The sequence below is a fragment of the Leifsonia shinshuensis genome (assembly GCF_013410375.1).
GTDB lineage: Bacteria > Actinomycetota > Actinomycetes > Actinomycetales > Microbacteriaceae > Leifsonia > Leifsonia shinshuensis.
In genome coordinates this window covers 438,715-454,443 of the sequence record NZ_JACCFL010000001.1, presented here as the reverse complement: position 1 = coordinate 454,443, position 15,729 = coordinate 438,715, and the positions used below count along the sequence as shown (strand labels likewise).

At 71.3% G+C, this 15,729-nt stretch carries 19 protein-coding genes and 1 pseudogene; 10 read left to right on the top strand and 10 right to left on the bottom strand.

Annotated elements, in window-relative coordinates:
• Positions 1 to 9: 9 nt before the first annotated feature.
• The 3 genes from HNR13_RS02260 to HNR13_RS02250 all read left to right on the top strand — a co-directional run bounded on the left by HNR13_RS02260 (position 10) and on the right by HNR13_RS02250 (position 1,555).
• The gene (locus tag HNR13_RS02260; RefSeq protein WP_179604246.1) at positions 10 to 525 is read left to right on the top strand and encodes a GNAT family N-acetyltransferase; all 516 of its coding nucleotides are present in this window, start codon (positions 10 to 12) and stop codon (positions 523 to 525) included.
• A gap of 87 nt (positions 526 to 612) precedes the next feature.
• On the top strand, positions 613 to 861 hold the full coding sequence (locus HNR13_RS02255; protein WP_179604245.1) for a hypothetical protein: 249 nt from the start codon (positions 613 to 615) through the stop codon (positions 859 to 861).
• A 43-nt stretch (positions 862 to 904) separates the two neighbouring features.
• Positions 905 to 1,555 carry an HAD family hydrolase gene (locus tag HNR13_RS02250; protein ID WP_179604244.1) on the top strand — a complete coding sequence of 217 codons (651 nt, stop codon included), beginning with the start codon at positions 905 to 907 and terminating at the stop codon, positions 1,553 to 1,555.
• A 10-nt stretch (positions 1,556 to 1,565) separates the two neighbouring features.
• Here the strand turns inward: HNR13_RS02250 and HNR13_RS02245 are convergent, their stop codons facing one another.
• On the bottom strand, positions 1,566 to 1,964 hold the full coding sequence (locus tag HNR13_RS02245; protein WP_179604243.1) for a cupin domain-containing protein: 399 nt from the start codon (positions 1,962 to 1,964) through the stop codon (positions 1,566 to 1,568).
• An 89-nt stretch (positions 1,965 to 2,053) separates the two neighbouring features.
• On the opposite strand from HNR13_RS02245, the gene HNR13_RS02240 reads away from it, so the two are divergent.
• Both HNR13_RS02240 and HNR13_RS02235 read left to right on the top strand, forming a co-directional pair.
• The gene (locus tag HNR13_RS02240; protein ID WP_179604242.1) at positions 2,054 to 2,356 is read left to right on the top strand and encodes a hypothetical protein; all 303 of its coding nucleotides are present in this window, start codon (positions 2,054 to 2,056) and stop codon (positions 2,354 to 2,356) included.
• Between the two features lie 92 nt (positions 2,357 to 2,448).
• Complete coding sequence (locus tag HNR13_RS02235) at positions 2,449 to 2,649, top strand: hypothetical protein (RefSeq protein ID WP_179604241.1); 201 nt, start codon at positions 2,449 to 2,451, stop codon at positions 2,647 to 2,649.
• Between the two features lie 42 nt (positions 2,650 to 2,691).
• Here HNR13_RS02235 and HNR13_RS02230 read toward each other — a convergent pair whose 3' ends face one another.
• The 4 genes from HNR13_RS02230 to HNR13_RS02215 form a co-directional block, all read right to left on the bottom strand.
• Positions 2,692 to 3,042: a hypothetical protein gene (locus tag HNR13_RS02230; protein ID WP_179604240.1), complete on the bottom strand. Its 351-nt coding sequence runs from the start codon at positions 3,040 to 3,042 to the stop codon at positions 2,692 to 2,694.
• The gene (locus tag HNR13_RS02225; RefSeq protein ID WP_179604239.1) at positions 3,039 to 3,251 is read right to left on the bottom strand and encodes a hypothetical protein; all 213 of its coding nucleotides are present in this window, start codon (positions 3,249 to 3,251) and stop codon (positions 3,039 to 3,041) included. The genes HNR13_RS02230 and HNR13_RS02225 overlap by 4 nt, the downstream gene beginning before the upstream one ends.
• A gap of 66 nt (positions 3,252 to 3,317) precedes the next feature.
• Positions 3,318 to 5,564 carry a glycoside hydrolase family 3 C-terminal domain-containing protein gene (locus HNR13_RS02220; RefSeq protein ID WP_179604238.1) on the bottom strand — a complete coding sequence of 749 codons (2,247 nt, stop codon included), beginning with the start codon at positions 5,562 to 5,564 and terminating at the stop codon, positions 3,318 to 3,320.
• A gap of 141 nt (positions 5,565 to 5,705) precedes the next feature.
• Entirely contained in the window at positions 5,706 to 8,543 is a 2,838-nt protein-coding gene (locus HNR13_RS02215) for a hypothetical protein (protein ID WP_179604237.1), read from the bottom strand.
• Positions 8,544 to 8,659: 116 nt separating this feature from the next.
• Here HNR13_RS02215 and HNR13_RS02210 point away from each other — a divergent pair, with 116 nt between their 5' ends.
• Complete coding sequence (locus HNR13_RS02210) at positions 8,660 to 8,887, top strand: hypothetical protein (RefSeq protein WP_179604236.1); 228 nt, start codon at positions 8,660 to 8,662, stop codon at positions 8,885 to 8,887.
• A gap of 15 nt (positions 8,888 to 8,902) precedes the next feature.
• Here the strand turns inward: HNR13_RS02210 and HNR13_RS02205 are convergent, their stop codons facing one another.
• Entirely contained in the window at positions 8,903 to 9,091 is a 189-nt protein-coding gene (locus HNR13_RS02205) for a hypothetical protein (protein WP_179604235.1), read from the bottom strand.
• Between the two features lie 46 nt (positions 9,092 to 9,137).
• A complete protein-coding gene (locus HNR13_RS02200; RefSeq protein ID WP_179604234.1) occupies positions 9,138 to 9,764 on the bottom strand; it encodes a TMEM175 family protein in 627 nt (208 codons plus the stop codon).
• A gap of 9 nt (positions 9,765 to 9,773) precedes the next feature.
• Here HNR13_RS02200 and HNR13_RS21400 point away from each other — a divergent pair.
• Positions 9,774 to 10,322 (top strand): annotated as a pseudogene (locus HNR13_RS21400) (NUDIX hydrolase); the annotation flags it as partial.
• Between the two features lie 14 nt (positions 10,323 to 10,336).
• Here the strand turns inward: HNR13_RS21400 and HNR13_RS02195 are convergent.
• The 3 genes from HNR13_RS02195 to HNR13_RS02185 are packed head-to-tail and all read right to left on the bottom strand — an operon-like array spanning position 10,337 to position 12,405.
• Positions 10,337 to 10,912, bottom strand: coding sequence for a cysteine hydrolase family protein (locus HNR13_RS02195; RefSeq protein WP_343063416.1), 576 nt, complete (start codon positions 10,910 to 10,912; stop codon positions 10,337 to 10,339).
• Positions 10,913 to 10,921: 9 nt separating this feature from the next.
• Positions 10,922 to 11,323 (bottom strand): DUF6855 family protein, encoded by a 402-nt coding sequence (locus HNR13_RS02190; protein WP_179604233.1) that lies wholly within the window; start codon positions 11,321 to 11,323, stop codon positions 10,922 to 10,924.
• A gap of 53 nt (positions 11,324 to 11,376) precedes the next feature.
• A complete protein-coding gene (locus tag HNR13_RS02185) occupies positions 11,377 to 12,405 on the bottom strand; it encodes a serine hydrolase domain-containing protein (protein ID WP_179604232.1) in 1,029 nt (342 codons plus the stop codon).
• A gap of 169 nt (positions 12,406 to 12,574) precedes the next feature.
• On the opposite strand from HNR13_RS02185, the gene HNR13_RS02180 reads away from it, so the two are divergent.
• Genes HNR13_RS02180 through HNR13_RS02170 form a run of 3 tightly spaced genes read left to right on the top strand, consistent with a single transcriptional unit; the run spans position 12,575 to position 15,727 of the window.
• Complete coding sequence (locus HNR13_RS02180) at positions 12,575 to 13,870, top strand: ABC transporter substrate-binding protein (protein ID WP_179604231.1); 1,296 nt, start codon at positions 12,575 to 12,577, stop codon at positions 13,868 to 13,870.
• A gap of 10 nt (positions 13,871 to 13,880) precedes the next feature.
• The gene (locus HNR13_RS02175) at positions 13,881 to 14,861 is read left to right on the top strand and encodes a carbohydrate ABC transporter permease (protein WP_343063415.1); all 981 of its coding nucleotides are present in this window, start codon (positions 13,881 to 13,883) and stop codon (positions 14,859 to 14,861) included.
• Entirely contained in the window at positions 14,858 to 15,727 is an 870-nt protein-coding gene (locus HNR13_RS02170; protein WP_179604230.1) for a carbohydrate ABC transporter permease, read from the top strand. Before HNR13_RS02175 ends, HNR13_RS02170 begins: the two co-directional genes overlap by 4 nt.
• Positions 15,728 to 15,729 lie beyond the last annotated feature (2 nt).

Sequence of the window (15,729 nt, the reverse complement as noted above, 5' to 3'; positions counted from 1 at the left end):
GGTCGGGGGATGGATGCGTTTCCGTTGCGTCTCGCTCTGGAGGGCCACGACGGCGTGGTGCTGCGTCGGCTCGAGGAGGAGGACTGGGACGTCGAGCTGCGGCTCGCGCACGTCGAGGACATCCCGCCGTGGACGATGTACCCGGCCGATCTCGACGAGGACGGCGCCCGGCTCCGCGCGCAGCGCAACGTGCGCGCGGCGGAGGCGGGGCACGGCATCCGGTACGTCGTCGACGAGGGCGGCGAGGCGCTCGGAACGGTCGGTTTCGGGCGGTCGCAGGACGGTTTCGAGGTGTTCTACGCGTTGCTGCCGGAGGCGCGCGGCCGCGGCCTGGTGACCGGCGCCGTCACCGCGCTCTCCGCGTGGCTCGGCGCCCAGGGCGAGCGGGTGGTCTGGCTCAGCACCCTCGACGGGAACGCCGCGAGCGAGGCGGTCGCGACCCGCTGCGGCTTCGCCCGCTTCCGCTCGGGAACGCACGTGGACGGCCGCCCGCTGACGGTCTGGAGCCGCACCCTGGAGTGGTGAAACCTTCGAGGATTGACACGAAATCTATTTCATTTCAACAGGTTCCCACCTGTTCCCAAACGGCGTGCCGTGGGGTTAAAGTGACGCATGAGCACTCCGAGGACGGGGCGCCAGCTGGGCGGTCCCGAACACCCGCGACACGATGACTTCGTCGCGGTGCCCTACCTGCGTCAAGGGCAGCTCATCTCCCTGATCCGCTGGAGCCAGGTCAACGGCGAATGGCGGTACACCACGATGCTCGCGCAGTACCTCCACCGCGACGAGGAGAGCTGGTACCTCGTCATCAACGGCCAGCGCGCCAAGCTGAGCCGCTCGGAGTGGGCCATCTTCAACTGACGCTGATTCCCCCGCTCGGCGGCCGGGTGTAAGACGTGGAGGCATGACCCTCCGCACCGTGCTCTTCGACGTCGACGGCACGCTCGTCGACTCGAACTACCTCCACATCGACGCCTGGCAGCGCGCGTTCGCCGAACTGGACGCGCCCGTCGACGCCTGGCGCGTCCACCGCGCGCTGGGCCGGGACTCTGCGCAGCTGCTGCGCGCGGTCGCCGGCGAGCGCGACGACGAGTGGAACGAGCGCGCCAAAGCGCTGCACGCCGCGCACTTCCGGGAGCTCGCGCCGCGGCTGCGAGCGTTCGACGGGGCCGCGGACCTGCTGCGCGCGGTCAGCGCGCGCGGCGTCCGGGTCGTGCTCGCGACCTCCGCCGCCGCGGACGAGCTGGAGCTGCTGCGGCGCGCGCTCGGCGCCGACGATGCGGTGCACGCCGCCACCTCCGCGGACGACGTGGACGAGGCCAAGCCCGATCCCGGCATCCTGGAGGTCGCTCTGCGCCGGGCGGACGCGACGGCCTCCGAAGCGCTCGTCGTCGGGGACTCGGTGTGGGACATGACCGCGGCGGCCCGAGCGCGCATCCGCCCGGTCGGCGTGCTCTGCGGCGGAGTGGGGGCGGCCGAGCTCACCGACGCCGGCGCGCGGGCGGTGTTCGACGGGCCCGCCGCCCTGCTGGAGGCCCTCGACTCCGTGCTGTGAGACCGGCCGGTCAGTCCGGCAGCTCCCGCAACGCGCTGGTCCGCTCTCCGGGGCGGTCGCCGGTGTTGACCGTGCCCTTCGGCTCGAACATCACGACGAGGGCCTCCTCCTCCGCGAACGGGCAGTGCTCCTCCCCCTGCGGGACCACGAACACGTCGTGCGGGCCGAGCTCCACCTCGCGGTCGCGCAGCTGGATGGTGAGCCGGCCGGAGATCACGAGGAACAGCTCGTCGGTGTCCGGGTGCGCGTGCCAGATGAACGAGCCCTGGAGCCGGGCGACCTTCACGTCGTAGTCGTTCACGCTGGCGAGCCGGTGCGGCTGCCAGGGTTCGGGGACGAGCGCGAACGCCGCGTCGATGTTGTGGACACCCTGTTGCGGGGAGGCGGTCCCCTTCCGCTGCGTGCTCATGCGCACAGCGTAGACACGCGCATCTTGCCAAGCACAGCCCCTCGGGCGTTTGATGCTCTCTGAGAGCGACCACCGACGGAAGGACGGCCATGTCCGCCAGCGAACTCGAGATGTCCAGCGTCCGCTACCCGTACCGGGAGCGCATCTTCCACGTCGAGAAGAAGGCGCCGGGCCAGTGGGTGGTGCTCGACGAGTCGCACGCGGAGCTGGGCCGGCTCGTGCGGGTGTCCGCGGAAGGCGAGGAGCACGAACCGGTGTTCGGCGCGATTCCGCTCGGCTACACCGAGACCCTGCACGAGGGGTCGGACTGGAAGTTCCTCGTGGCCGCGCTCATCAACGAGGCGCTCGACGAACCGCCGACGCCCTCGGTCGTCCACCCGGGCGAGGCCTGACCGCCCGGGCGGACACACCTTCGGGCATCCGGTGCCCGGATTTCTCGCCGGAACAGGGCGTTTGCGGAGAGGCGGCGGCTACGATACCGGCAATGAACGCAGCGCTGCGCACGACGCTCGGCTGGGTGGCCGCGGTGCTGCTCAACCTCGGCGCGGTGCTGTTCGTCGTGGGCCTCATCGTGCCCCGCTCCGGCGACACCTCGATCCTGGCCGTCGGGATCGGGATGCTCGTCGCCGGGCTGATCGTCGGCGCGGTGTGGCTGTACGGGAGCCGGCGCGCGGGACGGCGCTGACCCAATCCCGCGCGCCGGCTCCCGGGCGCTCAGTCCGGCGGCTCAGTCCGGGGGCTCGGTGTTCTTGACGAGGTCCGGGTTGGACGGCTGCTCGCTCGGGTCGAAGTCGGCAGGCGGCGGTTCGGCGGCGTCGGAGCCCTCCGACGCCGGACCCTGCGTGTCGCGCGTCGTCACGTCCTCCGCTCCCTCGGGCGTGACGCCCGTCTCGTGCGCCGCGGAGACGTCGCCATTCTCCGGCTCGTCCTCGCCGGGCTCGGCGGCCTGCGCGTCCCGGTCGGCCCCGGCCTCCTGGCCGCTCCGGCCCTCGCCGCCGCCGTCCTCGAAGCGCGCGGGGTCGTCCTCGGCCGGCACGCCGAGATCGCTCGTGTTCGGGAGTCCGCTGGTGTCGCTCATGGCCTGCCCTCCTCGCTGTACGACGTGGCCGAGTCGTCGTCCTCGTCCCTCGGTCGGTCCGGGTCGAGGTCGGCGATCACGTCCTGGATCACGTTCTGGTCCGCCGAGGGCGTGATGGCGCCGCCGTCGTCGCCTTCGAGGTCGCCGGCGAGCCCGTTGGTCGGGTCGTGGCCGGCGACGGCATCCGTGTCATCTCGCTGGTCGCTCATGGCACCGACGCAACGCCGAACCCCCCGCCCACGCAAGGGGTTCACCGTCGCCGAAAGCGGCGTACGCTACCGGTTCGCCGCCGCCACGAGCTGGTCCAGCTGCTCCGCCGTCACCGGGCTGCCGGGGAACGACGCCGCGCGCACCAGCGGGATGGACTCCGCCATCCGGCGCAGGCCCGGGTCGGCCAGCATCGCGCCCATCCCCTGGGCCTCCGCGCTCTGCGCGAGCGCCGCCATCAGGACGGGGCCGCCGACCGGGTGCTCCAGCCACTCGCCGAGGGTCGACTGGATCGTGAGCGGAGCGCTGCGGCCGTCGCCGGCGAGGGTCACGACGGCGGAGCCGCGCAGGTCGCGGGACGACGCGCCGACCTCCACCACGTACTCGCCGCCCTCCACCGTCCAGGCGTCGAGCTCGGTGTCGAAGTAGGCGAGGTCTTCTGCCGCCACGTCGATCACCACGGTCTCGGTGGCGCCCGCGGCCACGGCGACGGTGGCGAAGCCCTTCAGCTCGCGCACCGGGCGCTGCACGCGGGAGGCCGGCACCGACACGTAGACCTGCACGACCTCCCGACCGTCCCGGTCGCCCGTGTTCGTGACGTCCACCGCCACGCGGATCCCCTCGGCCGTCGCGGTCGCCGTCGGAGCGCCGAACGCGAACGTCGTGTACGACAGGCCGTGGCCGAACGGGAAGGAGACCGCCGCGGCCCGAGCGTCGAAGTCGCGGTAGCCGACGAACAGGCCCTCGCCGTAGCGTACGTGGCCCTTCTCGCCCGGGAAGTTGAGGTACGACGCGGTGTCCTCCAGGCGCACCGGGATGGTCTCCGCGAGCCGGCCGGACGGGTTGACCACGCCGAACAGCACATCGGCGATCGCGCCGCCCCCGGCCTGGCCGAGCAGCCAGCCCTCCACGATCGCGGGCACCCGATCGGCCCAGCCCGAGACGCGCACCACGCCGCCGTTGGAGAGCACGACGGTGACGCGCGGGTTGGCGGCGATGACGGCCTCCAGCAGCGCGGTCTGCGCGGCGGGGAGCTCGAGGTGCTCGCGGTCGAAGCCCTCAGACTCGTCCTCGCCCGGCAGGCCGAGGAAGACCAGAACGTCGTCGGCGTCCGCCGCGATCCCGACGGCCTCGGCCGTGAGCGCGACCTCGTCCGCGTCGGCGCCGAGGGTGTAGCCCGGGGCGAAGACCACGGTCGCGTCGCCGGAGAGCGCGCGCAGCTCGTCCAATGCGTTGTCGAGGCGGGTGGGGACGATCTGGGACGAGCCGGCGCCCTGGTAGCGCGGGGTGCGGGCGAACTCGCCGATGACGGCGATCGTGCGTCCGGCCTCCGCCGCCAGCGGGAGGACGCCGTCGTTCTTGAGCAGGACGACGCTGCGGCCGGCGACCTCACGGGCGAGGGCGTGGTGCGCCTCCGCGTCGTAGGTGGCGGTCGCGTCGGCCTCGGCGAGCGCCTTCTCCACCAGGTCGATCACGCGGTCCGCCGCGGTGTCGAGCACGGACTCCGCCAGCGAGCCGTCGCGCACCGCGGCGACCAGTTGCGCGTCCGTGACGCCGCCGCTCGACGGCATCTCCAGGTCGAGCCCGGCGACCAGCGCGCTGACCCGGTCGTTCACCGCTCCCCAGTCGGAGACGACCAGCCCCTCGAAGCCCCACTCGTCGCGGAGCACGGAGGTGAGCAGCCACGGGTCCTCGCTCGCGTAGACGCCGTTGATGCGGTTGTAGGAGCACATCACCGTCCACGGCTGGGCGTGGGTCACGACGTGCTGGAAGCCGCGCAGGTAGATCTCGCGCAGCGGGCGCTCGTCGACGTCGGCGCTCACGCGCAGCCGGTCGGTCTCCTGGTTGTTGGCGGCGAAGTGCTTGAGGGAGGCGCCGACGCCCTGCGACTGGAGGCCGCGGACCAGCGCCGCGCCGAGTCGGCCGGAGACGATCGGGTCCTCGGAGAGGTACTCGAAGTTGCGCCCGCAGAGCGGCGAGCGCTTGATGTTGATGCCCGGGCCGAGCAGCACGCCGACGCCCTCGGCCTTGGCCTCCTCGCCGAGCGCCGCGCCGACCCGCTCCAGCAGCTCGGCGTCCCACGAGGAGCCGAGCGCGACCGCGGGCGGGAAGCAGGTGGCGGGGACGCTGTCGCCGATGCCGAGGTGGTCGCCGCCCTGCGCCTGCTTGCGCACGCCGTGCGGCCCGTCGGTCAGGTAGATGGAGGGGATCCCGGCGCGCTCCACGCCCTCGGTCTCCCAGAAGCTGCGGCCGCTCGTGAGCGACGCCTTCTCGTCCAGGGTGAGTTCGGATGCTCGGGGCAGGCTGTCGACCATGATTCTCCTTCGAACGGCGGCGTAACAAAACCTTACACCACTCGGTTTTATGGTTCGGGGGCGGCGCACATTCGTGACGAATGTCGCGAAAGCGACGCTGAAAACGCACATTCGTGACGAATCGCGGTCGGGGCGTCGCCGTCACAGGCGGTGGATGAGGTCACGGAGGGCGGTCATGTATTGGGTGGAGGCCTGGTAGTTGGGGTGCGTCGCCACCTTCACAAGGTAGAGCGGCGGCCCGAACTCGTCTGCCCCCCGGTCGATCTCGTTGTCCTTGAACGAGGCGTCGGGGAAGCCCAGGTAGTCGGTGCGCCGCCACAGGTTGATCCAGGCGAGCTGCCCGTCCGGCTGGGTGAGCAGCTCGCGCAGCGTCGGCTTGTCGCGCTCGACGGGATCGCGGCCGCCCGACCCCGCCGTTGCGTGATCCTCCACGACCTGCCGCAGCCACGGGTCCGCCTGCCACAGCGACGGCGCGCGGCTCGGGAGGGCGCCGAGCGCCGCCGGCCCGAACAGCTCGGGGAAGAACCGGCCGAAGTACGCGCGCAGCTGCGTTCCGTACGTGAGCAGCCCGACGTTCTTGAGCCCGTCCGTGGTGTCGGCGCCCAGCGTGAAGATCGTCGAGACCGCGAGGACAGCGCCGAGGCTGTGCGCGCTGAACACGACCTTCCTGCGCTGCCACGTGGTCAGCGCCCGGAGCTCGTCGCGGGCGCGCTGCTCCGCGGTGCGCCGGTCCTGCACGCTGCCGGCGTCCTTCGCGATGTCGGCCTCCAGCCAGGCGACGATGCGGTCGCGGAGCTCCGGGATGACGCGCTCGGCGTAGCAGGGCGGCCCGAACGGATGCCCGGCTCGCGGGAGGAAGCACATCAGGTCCCACATCACGCCGATCGGCCGCTCCTTGGTGGTGAGCGCGTTCTCGGCGATGGTCACGACCGCGGCGACGGAGATCAGCCCGAGCGCCGGGAGCGCCAGGTCCAGCAGCGCCGGCCGGAGCGGCTGCGGCAGGGCGATCGCCACGACGATGCCGAGCGCCAGCAGGGCCGCCAGGAGCCCGAGGACGGGCTCGCCGCGGTGGAAGAGCGCGGCCGACCGGCGGGCGTTGAGCATCCGGAAGTCCAGCTTGCCCGCGGACTTCACCTGCGGCACCCGGCCGTCGCGGTAGCTGCGCAGCGGCTCGCGGAGCGCGCGGCCCCCGACGGTCTCCGGCGTGGTCAGGCGCGGCGTCGTGCGCATCCGCAGCAGGGCGACGACGAGCACGAACAGCAGGAGGACGACCGCGAGGACGGGGACCGTCCCGCCGAAGTTGCGGTACGCTACCGGCGTGGTCAGGCCACCGGGCGCCAGCGGGCAGACCGGCGTCGGGCCGCCGGTGGAGGCGAGCGCGCACTGCGTCCCGAGGACGAGGAGCGTCGAGAGCAGCATGGCGCCGCCCAGCGAGAGCAGCATGATCACCCCGGGCCCGGTCCCCCGCCAGCCCTCGTAGGCGAAGCTGCGCCGCCTCGCCATCGGCCGGAAGACGACGAGCACGGCGAGCAGCACGGCGCACAGGGCGGCGAGACCGTACGCCGCCGCGGTGAGCGGGGCGAGCCGGAGATCCTTCGGCGTCGAGACGACGGCCACCAGCAGCGACACCCCGCCCACGGCGACCACGAGGATCGAGAGCCAGCGCGGCACGCCGCGCCGCCAGCCCAGTGCGGACAGCGCGATCGCGAGCAGGACGCCGAGGATGATCGAAGGCGCGATCACGAGCCCGAGGAACGAGGGGGCCCGCTCCTCGGCCGCCGTGCCGTCCGGCAGCGCGACGGCGACCCCGACCGCGACGTACACGACGATCGCGGCCAGCAGCACCCAGCCGGCCACGGCCTCCCGCTTCCGCAGCTCGAGCCGGATCAGGGCGTGCCGGCGGGCGGTCCTGGCGGCGGGCTCGACGTCGCGCATCGCCCGCTCGGCCCGCCCGCGAACAGTGGTGTCGACGTTGCGGACGACGAGGGCGACCACGGCGATCAGCCCCGCCGCCGCGAGAACGGCCCCCAGCGTCAGCCACCACTTCGCCAGCAGCGGCGTGTGCGCCGGGTCGAGGCACTGCGGCGGGAGGTCGACGCCGGCGGGCGCGCACGACCAGAAGACGCCGTCCCAGCCGAGCAGCAGCGCCATGAGGAAGAACGCCGCAGCCGTGTGCAACAGCTCGCTGGGCAGCTTCACCCGGGTGATCCCCCAGAACCCGTCGGTCGCGAGCGGCCGGCGCGGGGTCGCGCCCTGCTCGTCCGTCACGCCGCTGAGGTCGCTCGCGGTGCGGATCTTCGCGACCGTCCCGAAGATCCCGGCCTCGTAGCGGGTGCGCGCCTGATGCGACACGAAGAAGAGGAGGAGCACGCCGGCGATCGGCACGAGGGAGAGCAGGGCGACCCGGATGCCGCGGTGGTCGAGCCCCGGCGTGGTGAAGAACGCGGTCACCCAGCCGGGCAGCGCCGGGCACAGCGCCGGACGCGCCAGGCACTGCGTCCCGATCAGGTCCAGGCTCACCGACGCCAGCGCGCAGACGTAGAGGAGGGTCAGCCCGAGCGCGAAGACCCGCAGCGAGGCGGCGCCGCGGCCGGCGTTCCACTCGCCGGTGCGCGGCTGGTCGGGGATCGTCCGCGTCCAGTAGGCCGTGTTGCACAGTCCGAACGGCAGGATGAGCAGCCAGGCCAGCTGCACGAAGAACTGGCCGACCACGACGAGCGCGCCGCCGCCGTAGCGCGCGAGCATCCCCCAGGAGTACCCCTCGCGGCGGATCACCGTCGGCGGCGTCGCCGGGTCGGTCGGGTCGACGGGGTCGACGGTCGGGACGTAGAAGCCGCCGTTCTCGTCGGCCTGATCCGGGCGCACGTCGCCCGGCGCGACGCCGAGCATCTCCGCCGGCGGCGTGTTCTTGATGCCGTGGATCCTCAGCTCGAGGACCGACGGACCGCGCTGAGCGAAGATCGAGGGCGACCGCGCCATGGCCGAAGGGTAGCGGGGGGCGTACCGGAGCGTCTACAGGGACCGGGTGCGCAGCGCGTGGAGGACCGCCCCCTCCACTCTGGTCGTGGGGCGCGCGAAAGCGTACTCTCCTGGCTATGAGCAACCCTGAAGAGCCCACCGGCGCCGCCCGCGAGAACCTCGAGGGCGGCTACACCGAGTCCGACGACGAGGGACCGCACGAGCGCACGGTCCACGGCCAGTACACCGAGACCGAGGAGAACCCCGGCCCCGAGCCCGACGTCGAGGGCACGTACACCGACGTCGAGGAGCCCGCGGAGGCGCCGGAAGGCGAGTACACCGAGGGCGACTACCGCGAGCCCTGAGCCCGGCTCAGCCGGTCAGGCGTAGCGCCTACGGGCCTTCTCGGCCTGCTTCTTCGCGTTCTTGCGCGCCTTCTTGACGTCCGGGTTGTTCCAGAACGCGGTCACCGACTCGACGATCTGGTCGTAGCGCTCCCGGCCGGCGCGGGAGCCCAGGATGTAGGCCGCGGCGATGACGAGGAGCACGAAAAAGGTCTTGGGTCGCATGCCGCGACGATAGCCCCCGGCCGGGCCGCTGGGAAGGGCCGTCCGGTCAGACGCCCGCACGCTCGCGCGGGCGGAGCATCCGGGCCAGCAGCAGGTACACCGGCCGCGACAGGAAGAGGATGAACAGCCAGAACATCCCGATGTCGGGGAGGACGATCGCGAGCACCATCGCCACCGCGAGCAGGATGATGAACGTCCAGCCGCGGAGCGGATCGGACTGCGCCCGGCCCTCGTCCGACAGCAGGCCGGGAGTCCGGACGATCAGGAGCTCCATGAACTGCATTGCCAGCGCGGTCAGGAGCAGGTCGCCGAGGTAGAGCGCGTGGACGTCCGGCCGGCCGTTCGGACTGTCGGACAGCACGTTGGCGGTGAACGGCATGAACACGATGCAGGCCAGCCACAGCATGTTGAGCCAGAGCAGGCCGCTCGTGTAACCCTCGATCCAGCCGAAGACCTGGTGGTGGACCATCCACAGCCGCGCGATGACGACGAACGAGATGGCGAACGCGAGCAGCTGCCAGAAGTTGTGCTGGAAGTAGTGGGCGATGCCCTCCTTCGCGACTTCGGAGCTCGCGTCGACGAGGGGCAGGATCAGCAGCGTGATCGCGATCGCCACCACCGCGTCCGAGAAGTTGACCAACCGGTCGAATCCCCGCGTCCGAACCTCCGCCATACGCACATCATGCCCGAGTACGCGAAAAATCGGCCGGAAACCGTCGAGTCCGTCGATAATCTGCGTACTCGGCTGTGGGGGATCGGTCAGACTGAGGGGATGCCGCACCTCAACACCGGACCGGGCGAGTACGACCTCACGACCAGCGCGCTGATCCTGCGAGAGCTCGACGGGCGCACCCATCTGCTGGTGCACCGCCACCGCAAGCGCGGGCTGCTGATGCAGCCGGGAGGCCACGTCGAGCGCACCGAGGATCCGTGGGCGGCGATCGCGCACGAGCTCCGCGAGGAGTCCGGCTACGACCTCGACCAGCTCCTGCTGCTGCAGCCGGCCCATCGCATCGAGCGGGCGGAGGGCATCGCCGTGCTGCCGGCGCCGCTGTGCGTGGACGTGCACCCGATCACCGACGACCACGCGCACACCGACATCGTCTACGCGTTCGTCGCGACCACCGACCCCGCCGGGACGCCGGGGGAGGACGAGTCGCAGGAGCTGCACTGGCTGCCCGTCGACGAGCTCGACGGGCCGGACGCCCCGGACGACCTCGCGCCCGGGCTCGCCGAGGTCGTCCGCTACGCCAGCGACGCGATGAAGTCGTCGATGCTGGTGACGGTCGCGCCGCCGCGGGCGAACACCTTCGCGGTGAGCACCTGGTGGACCTCCGGGTCGGAGTCCCAGCAGCCGTCCTCCAGCACGACGAGCCGGTAGTCCCGGTCGGCGGCGTCGCGCACGGTCGAGAGGACGACTTCGCCGGTCGAGACGCCGGCGAGCACGAGGGTGTCGACGCCGCGGGCGTCGAGCTGCTCCTGCAGGTCGGTAGTGCCGAACGCGCCGACGCGCTTCTTGCGGACGACGATCTCGCCATCGGCGGGCGCGATTCGCGGGTCGATCTGCGTCTCGGGGCGGTCGGGGTCGAGGCGCTCGCCGGCCCGGGCGAAGCGCGAACGGGCCGGGATCGTCGCGGCCTCCTCCGCGCTGATGGCGACGCGCACGTAGCCGACGGTCATGCCCGCGGCGCGCGCGGCGTCCCGCGCGCGAACCAGCCCGGCCAGGAAGGCGTCCGAGTCGGGCAGGCGCCCGAGGATGCCCGGCTGCAGGTCCATGAGCAGGAGGGCGGTCGTTGCGGGGTTCAGCGCGAGATCGTTCACATGGTTAAACTACTTCGCCCGCGCCCGGTTGTTGCGCGCGTCGTGCGTGAGCTCGATCAGCCCGAGCTGCTCCAGCAGCGGCGGGAGGTACATCCCGAACCGGCCGCGGTAGCCCTTGCGCAGCCCGTACCAACCGCCCACCGGGTTCACCGGGTCGCGGCCCCAGGCCTCGATCGTCCCGGCCACGACCGGCTTGTTCTCGTCCGCCGCGCCCAGCGGCACCCAGTCGCCCTGCTCGCGCAGCCACTGCGCGAGGTCGTCGATCGCGCTCGCCCGGTAGCTCAGCCGCGTGGAGCCGACCTGGCAGACCAGCGCGGGCGGGTCGGCCTCGTCGTCCCGGTACATCGTGTACTCCGACGTGCCCGGCGCCGTGGTCAGGCGCCACGGATCGTCCTTCGTCCCTGCGCTCATCGCTCCTCCTCTGGTCGTGCGGCTCGGCCCCCGTGCCAGAAGTCTGGACCCGCTCAGCCGCAGGCCACCAGTACCGCGTCGCTGACATCGCTGAGGTGACGGAGCGCGCGGCGGCGCTCGTCGGCGGTGTTGGTCAGGTAGGCGACGACGATGTCGCGCACCGGGTCGGCCCAGACGTTGCAGATGCTGCTGCCGTTGTGCCCGAACGTGCGCGCATCGGCCCGGGAGCCGGTCGGCCGGGCGAGCCCGATCGGACCGCCCAGCTGGAAGCCGTGCGCCCAGCGCACCGGGTGGCCCATGATCCGGTCCGGCTCGCCGTCGCTCGAGACGGCCCGGGCTGCGGCGATCGTCTCGGGGCGGAGGACGCCCTCGCCTCCGGCGAGGAGCAGCTGGTAGAACTCGGCCAGCTCCCGGCCGTTGGTGCTCACCGCGGCGGCCGGCACCGGCACCGCGCGCGTGCTCGGGCGATTGAACAGGAGGGTCCTGGCGCGCTCGGGAGCGCTCAGCGCCCGCAGCGGGACGGCCCGGCCGGCCTCCCCGGCCGGGAGGCCGAGGGTCGTCTCGGTCAGCCCGGCCGGGCGCAGCAGGTTCTCGGCGATGAACCGCTCGGCCGGCATCCCGCTGACCCGGCGGACCAGCTCGCCGAGGATGAAGCCGTAGCTCAGCACGTGGTAGCCGACCACCTCGCCCGCGGGCCAGCGCGGCCGTGCGTCCTCGGCCGCGGCGACGGACCGGCGCGGGTCGGTCATGCGCACGGTGTCGCCGAGCAGGCTGCCCGTCGAGTACGGGACGCCCGCGCGGTGCGAGAGCACGTGCCGGACGGTGATGTCGGACTTGCCGCCGCGCGCGTAGGCGGGCCAGTGCGCGGCGACGGGATCGTCGAGGCGCAGCATCCCGCGCTCGGCGAGCAGGTGCACCGCGAGCGCCACGAACGGCTTGCTCACCGAGAACGTGTAGAACAGTGCGTCGGGGTCGCAGCCGGCGCGTCGGTCGAGCACGACCTCCCCGCCGTGGATGACGGTGAGCCACGACGCGCCCCCGCGGGCGTCCACCAGGTCGAGGACGCGGCGGAAGTCGGGCATGACCGCATCATCGCGTGCGGCAGGAACGCATGCAAGGCGTGAATCCGCGGTTTCACCCGGCACTTGCATTCGTCTTCTGCCTACTGTATACAGAATACAGATCACCCAAGCACTACCCCAAAGCATCACGCACTACCCACAGCAGAGACTCTCAAGGAACGAGGTACTCATGTCTCGCGTCGACTCAACGGTGAGAAGGGCGCTGGCCATCACGGCGGCCGCCGCATTGGCACTCGGGCTCGCCGCCTGCTCCGGCAACGGCGGCTCCGGAACCAAGACCGTCGTCTGGTCCACCTGGGGAACTCCCGAGGAACTCACCCGGTACAAGGACTTCGACACCCAGTTCATGAAGCAGCACCCCGACATCAAGGTCGTGCTGCAGCCGGTCGCCGACTACGGCGACTACCACACCAAGCTGCTCGCCCAGCTGGCCTCCGGCACCGCCCCGGACGTCTTCTACATCGGCGACGACAAGATCGGGCAGTTCGTCAACTCCAAGGCGCTGCTGCCGCTCACCTCGCTGATGAACTCGTCGGCGAGCAAGACCAAGCCGGCCGACTTCGCGCAGGGCCTGTTCGGCGCCACGAAGAAGGGCGACGAGCTCTACGCGGCGCCGAACGACTCCAACCCGGACGCCCTCTGGTACGACAAGGCCGCCCTCAAGAAGGCCGGCGTGACCGAGGACCCGGCGAAGCTCGCGGCCGAGGGCAAGTGGACGACCGCCGCCTTCCTCGACATGAACGAGAAGCTGCACACGGCCGGGCTGACCGGATCGATGTTCTGGAACTACTGGTCCACCCACTACGGCTGGATCTCCTCCCAGGGCGGCAAGGCCTTCGACGCGAGCGGGAAGTTCGTCGCGAACACCGACCCGACCAGCGTCAAGGCGATGGACGTGCTGGCCAAGAACTTCCAGGACGGCACCTTCGTCGTCGCCGACACCCTGCCGACCGGCGCGGGAGCGGACTCCGTGTTCGTCACGCACAAGGCCGGCTTCTTCGTCCAGGGCCGCTACACGATCGGCACCGTCAAGGCCGCCGGCGACCCGGAGAACTACGACGTCGCCCCGTGGCCGACGCCCTCCGGCAAGGCCGCCCCGACCGGCGTCGCGGTCAGCTACCTGGCGATCAACGCCAAGACGAAGAACCAGGACGCCGCATTCACGTTCTGGACGAACTTCCTGTCGGCCGAAGGCCAGACCTTCCGCCTGAAGGGCGGCGGCAACGCTGTCCCGTCCATCAAGGGCGCCGACTCGGTCGTCCTCGACGGCTACCCGGCCCACGCGCAGACCCTGCTCGACATGCGCGACATCGGGTTCGAGGACCCGACCACCGAGGCCTCCGTGCCCGGCCTCTCCAGCGACATCAGCGACAAGATGCTGGCGCTGTACCAGGGCAAGGAGTCCACGCAGGCCACGCTCGACGACGTCGCGAAGATGATCGCCGACAAGACCGGCGGCAAGTGAGGCGACGGCCGTGAGCGCAGTGGGTCAGCAGGCCGTGGCCGAAGCAGCAGTCCTCGCCGAGGCCGGCGCCGTCCCCGCGACGCCGGGCGGGCTCCGCAAGGAGTCCGCCTGGCGGCGCCGCGACCGGCGCTGGGGCTACGTCTTCGTCGGCCCGCAGCTGCTCGGGATGGCGCTCTTCGTCGTCGTGCCGTTCGTGGCGAGCATGGTGCTCGCCTTCGCGCACTGGGACGGGCTCAATGACCTCAGCTGGGTCGGCTTCGACAACTTCAAAACGGAGCTCACCGACCCGCTGTTCGGGCGCGCCATCCTCAACACCCTCCTGATCGCGCTCATCACCGTGCCGATCGGCCTCGGCCTCGCGGTCGTCCTCGCCGTCGCGCTGGAGCGCCTCAAGACCCGGACGCTCTACCTCATCCTGTTCTTCGCGCCGGTCGTCACCTCCTCCGTGGCGGTCGCGATGATCTGGCAGCAGCTCTTCCGCAAGGACGGCGTGATCAGCGGATTCATCGCCTCCGTCTTCCACATCGCGCCGCCGGACTGGCTGGGCGACCCGCACCTGGCGCTGCTCGCGGTCTGCATCGTGACCATCTGGTCGTCGGTCGGACTCAACGTCATCATCTTCCTGGCCGGACTCCAGAACATCTCGCCCGCGGTCATCGAGGCCGCCCGGCTCGACGGCGCAGGGGCGCTCACCCTGTTCTTCCGGGTGCGGCTGCCGCTGCTGTCGCCGATCATCTTCTTCTCGACGGTCATCGCGTTCATCAGCTCGCTGCAGACCTTCGACACCGTCTTCATCCTCACGGCGAACGCCGGTCCCGACAACGCGACCCGGACGATCGTCTACCACATCTACGACCTGGGCTTCGGGAAGTTCCAGTTCGGCCCCGCGAGCGCGGCGTCCATCATCCTGCTGGTCATCACGCTGATCATCACGGGCATCCAGTTCACCGCGCAGAAGAAGTTCGTCCACTACGAGGATGGTGCAGCATGACCGCCGCAGAGCTCCGGACGCCGCGCACCGGCCGCGGCGCCGCCCGCGCCCGCAAGGCCGTCCTCCACCTCGTGCTGCTCGCCGGCGGGATCGCGATGGTGTTCCCGTTCCTGTGGATGCTGATCACGTCGTTCAAGTCGCTGCCGCAGCTGCTCAACGACCCGCTGAGCTTCTGGCCGCAGCCGTTCACGCTGCAGAACTACGTGGACGCCTGGAACGACGTGCCGTTCGGCACCGCCTACTGGAACACGATCTACATCGCCGTGCTCGTCGTCGCCGGCACGCTCGTGACCGCCGCGATGGCCGGGTACGCCTTCGCACGCATCCCCTTCCGCGGCAGCCGGGTGCTGTTCGTCGTCTTCCTGGCGACGCAGATGATCCCGATGCAGGTGACCCTGATCCCGTTCTACTTCCTGATGGCGAAACTCGGCTGGGTGGACTCGCACCTCGCCCTGATCGTGCCGGCCGCGCTCGCCAATCCGTTCGCGGTGTTCCTGATGCGCCAGTTCGTGCTGTCGCTGCCGAAGGAGCTCGAGGAGGCCGCGATCGTCGACGGCGCCGGCCGCTGGCGGATCTTCTGGAGCATCATCCTCCCCAATCTCCGGCCGGGACTCGGCGCGCTGGCGATCATCGTGGCGCTCAGCACCTGGAACAACTTCCTGCTGCCGCTGGTGATCCTCAACACGCAGGACCTGTTCACGGTTCCGCTGCTGCTGCAGAGCTTCCGCGGCCAGTTCGGCTCGGTGAACTACGGCCTCATCATGGCGGCCTCCGCGATCGCGACGATCCCGATGCTGATCGCGTTCGTGATCGGCCAGCGCCGCATCCTCAACAGCATGGCGGCGTCCGGGCTGGGCGGACGGTGAGC